The sequence below is a fragment of the Enterococcus sp. C76 genome (assembly GCF_040886985.1).
In the GTDB taxonomy this organism is placed as follows: domain Bacteria; phylum Bacillota; class Bacilli; order Lactobacillales; family Enterococcaceae; genus Enterococcus_B; species Enterococcus_B lactis.
The window spans coordinates 1-1,887 of the sequence record NZ_JBFOEY010000024.1; the positions used below are offsets into that span (position 1 = coordinate 1).

General features: G+C 31.6%; 4 protein-coding genes. 2 read left to right on the forward strand and 2 right to left on the reverse strand.

Going from position 1 to position 1,887, the window contains the following annotated elements; translation table 11 throughout:
* The coding region (locus tag AB3I00_RS14455; RefSeq protein ID WP_368025590.1) for a recombinase family protein at positions 1–304 on the reverse strand (304 nt) is incomplete at its 3' end.
* Between the two features lie 232 nt (positions 305–536).
* Between AB3I00_RS14455 and AB3I00_RS14460 the strand changes: the two genes are divergently transcribed.
* Both AB3I00_RS14460 and AB3I00_RS14465 read left to right on the forward strand, forming a co-directional pair.
* The gene (locus AB3I00_RS14460; RefSeq protein ID WP_368025591.1) at positions 537–767 is read left to right on the forward strand and encodes an AbrB family transcriptional regulator; all 231 of its coding nucleotides are present in this window, start codon (positions 537–539) and stop codon (positions 765–767) included.
* Positions 767–1,108 (forward strand): type II toxin-antitoxin system PemK/MazF family toxin, encoded by a 342-nt coding sequence (locus AB3I00_RS14465; RefSeq protein WP_368025592.1) that lies wholly within the window; start codon positions 767–769, stop codon positions 1,106–1,108. Before AB3I00_RS14460 ends, AB3I00_RS14465 begins: the two co-directional genes overlap by 1 nt.
* Before the next feature lie 151 nt (positions 1,109–1,259).
* On the opposite strand, the gene AB3I00_RS14470 is transcribed toward AB3I00_RS14465, so the two are convergent.
* Positions 1,260–1,887 (reverse strand): immunoglobulin-like domain-containing protein (locus tag AB3I00_RS14470; RefSeq protein ID WP_368025593.1); only part of this gene is annotated, 628 nt, incomplete at its 5' end.

The window sequence follows — 1,887 nt, forward strand, 5'->3', positions numbered from 1 at the left end:
ATTTATCCATCGTGATATTTTCTTGAAGACTATGAAAACTGACACCTCGTTCATTCAAACGATTAACAATTGAAATCAAATCTTCCATATTCCTTCCTAATCGATCTAAACGCCAAACGACAAGTGTATCTCCAGAACGAACAAAATCGATGGCCATTTCTAATCCTGGTCGATTACTTTTTGCTCCACTCATATGGTCGGTAAAAATTTTCTCACAGCCAAATTTATTTAAACTATCTTCTTGTAAATCTAAATTTTGTAATCCAGTTGATACCCGAGCGTATCCTATTTTCAAAAAAATCACTCCTAACTAAAATCTATTGTACCATAACTTTATCAACATGGTTTAAATGAACATAGATTTTGTTATGGGTTTATGAACATAAAATGAATTGCTTTTTTGAAAAATAAAGCCAAAAAATAAAGTGTCCAGAAATGGGTCATTTTGTGGACACTTGATGTTTCCAAATAAATCTATTGTAAAACTTTACGTTACTTAGTGTTATATAGTAATATAAATAAAAAGGAGTGTTTATATGCTTATTACAAAATCTAGATTACAAGGAAGTTCTATAGTGATTACTTTACCGTCTAATAACGGAAAGAAACCATCAGAAAATCAAGAATATATTGTAGTTTATTCTGATGACGGGACAATTACATTAGTTCCTAAAATCGAAGATCCATTTAGTGGAGGAGAAGAGGCAGAGTATTATGAAAAAGATGAATGGGGAGATTTAACTCCTGAAGGGAGAGAAATTTTATAATGTTAGAAGAAAAAAACTATATTCCTAAAAAGGGGGATATCGTTTGGATTGATTTTGATCCTTTTGGAGAAAAAGAAAGTCCAAAAAGACGATCTGGACTAGTTGTCTCCCGTTATGAATTTAATCGTAAAACAATGTTTGCAGTTATTTGTCCAATTACTTCTACTATAAAAAAATTACCTACTCGCTATACTCTGCCTGAAAATTTGGATACTGACGGACAAATACTTATTTCTCAAGGAAAATCATTAGATTTCAGAGAAAGAAAACTAAAAAAGATTGAGAGTTTACCACTACAAGATATGGCCAAGATTAATCAATTGCTTGAATACATCTTTTAACCAGAATGGCCAATAAATTGACTGAGAAACCAAAAGGTACTGCCTGAAACATTACTAACAGGCAGTACCTTTTGGTTTCTCAAGAGTGGACATCAAAATTTATTTAAATTTAGAAAGTCATGTTAGATTATAGGTTATAATACAAATTAATTTATTCTGCACTTACAAAAACTAAATGATTTTTCTCCATTTTGTACGTATACGTATGTCCTGATTTTGGTTTTAAATCATCATCATCATTTGTTCCAAATGCATGACCTGTCCCTTCTGCATGATACATAGTAACGATACTGCCATCTGGAACATCATAAGTTCCTATTAAATGATTACTATTTGTCATATCAGTCCCTTTCCAAACATGATCATAAATAACATTATTATTTGAATCTGTAATATTTATAGAAAAATAGGTATCAAAATATGGATGGATCTGGATATACCAACCTGGAGTGTTATAAGTTAAAGTACATTTATTGTCTTCAAAAGTGATTAGCATCTTTTTGTTATACTTACTCGCTGTAGCGGCGCCTCTAATATCAAATATTTGCTCTACAGAAATCACGACATCTTGTCGCCCAATTTCTTGATAATTTTGATCGAATAAAACTATTTGAACATCGTCAGAAGCTTTCAAATCTTTGCCTACATAGTATTTGATTTGCCCATTAGCCAAATCTTTAGAAGAAATCAAAGTTTTCTTTTCCCCATTCACTTCAACGCGAACAAATTTAGCATTGGTGCCATCATAAGTCCCAGTAATAGTGTCACTTGATCCGACA

Coding starts and splice junctions, on each gene's coding strand:
- AB3I00_RS14460 (WP_368025591.1), top strand. CDS start 537: ATGCTTATTACAAAATCTAGATTACAAGGAAGTTCTATAGTGATTACT.
- AB3I00_RS14465 (WP_368025592.1), top strand. CDS start 767: ATGTTAGAAGAAAAAAACTATATTCCTAAAAAGGGGGATATCGTTTGG.